Below are 1,110 nucleotides of genomic sequence, written 5' to 3'. Positions count from 1 at the left end.
CATGATCCCTGCGGTATGCCCGTGGGGTGAGGTATCCGGAGGGTGGGGGCCTGACCGCTGAGCGGCGGGCGTTTCGTGAGGGGATCCGGCTTCAGGCCGGCGAGCGGTTCGCGGCGGGTGAGAAGACCGCGGTGATCGCGAAGGATCTGCGAGTGAGTGTGCGGTCGGTGGAACGCTGGCGGCGGGCCTGGCGCGAGGGTGGCATGGAGGCCTTGTGCTCCATGGGTCCGGCGAACTCCCCGACCGTTACCGATGCCCAGTTCGCGGTACTCGAGGAGGAACTCGGCAAGGGGCCGACAGCGCACGGGTTCGACGATCAGCGCTGGACCTTGGCCCGGGTCCAGGCGGTGATCCGTCGGCGGCTGCGGGTGAGCCTGTCGGTGGCGACAGTGTGGCGGCTGCTGAAACGGCACGGCTGGTCCTGGCAGGCTCCCGCTCGCCGTGCTCTCGAACGCGACGAGCACGCGGTGGAGTTGTGGAAGAAGGAGGTGTGGCCGCGGGTAAAAGCCTCGCGGCGGAGTCAGGGGCCTGGATCCTCTTCGAGGACGAAGCCGGATTCTCCATGACTCCGCCCCGTGCCCGCACCTGGGGCCGGCGTGGACATACCCCTGTCATCTGGGTGAGGGGCCGCTCCCGCCGCCGGACCTCGGTCGCTGCCCTGTGCTGCTACAAACCCGGCGAAACGAGCCGTCTCATCCACCGTCCCCGCACCCATCTTCTCCTCAAGGGTGCCCGCAGGAGCTTTTCCTGGAAGGACTACCGCGACCTCCTGGTCCGCGCACACATCCAGCTCGGTGGTCCGATTGTGGTGGTCTGGGACAATCTCAACACCCACCTGGCCGCCGGACTGAAGCGGTACGAGGCCGAGCACGACTGGCTCACCACTGTCCGGCTCCCGCCGTATGCACCCGACCTGAACCCCGTCGAGGCCGTCTGGTCACTCGTGCGCAGAGCGATGGTCAACACCGCCTTCCACACACCCGACGACCTCGACCGCACACTCCGCCGCGAGTTACGCAGAATCCAACTCCGGCCCCACCTGGTCGATGGCTGCCTCACCGCCACAGGCCTGACGATCAACCCACCGACCTCACCCTGAAAACCTCAGTA

General features: G+C 67.5%; 1 protein-coding gene. It reads left to right on the top strand.

Features of this window, described 5'->3' with window-relative positions; translation table 11 throughout:
- Positions 1 to 26: 26 nt before the first annotated feature.
- Positions 27 to 1,099, top strand: a protein-coding gene (locus ACWFR4_RS49145; protein ID WP_453658539.1) for an IS630 family transposase whose coding sequence is annotated in 2 segments (ribosomal slippage) — positions 27 to 537 and positions 537 to 1,099 — 1,074 coding nt in all. Because the reading frame shifts where the segments join, the coding sequence is not laid out codon by codon here.
- Positions 1,100 to 1,110: the final 11 nt, after the last annotated feature.

The sequence above is a fragment of the Streptomyces sp. NPDC055140 genome (genome assembly GCF_053607285.1).
The sequence above is the reverse complement of the archived record's forward strand: the minus strand, read 5'-3'. Positions and strand labels throughout refer to the sequence as shown.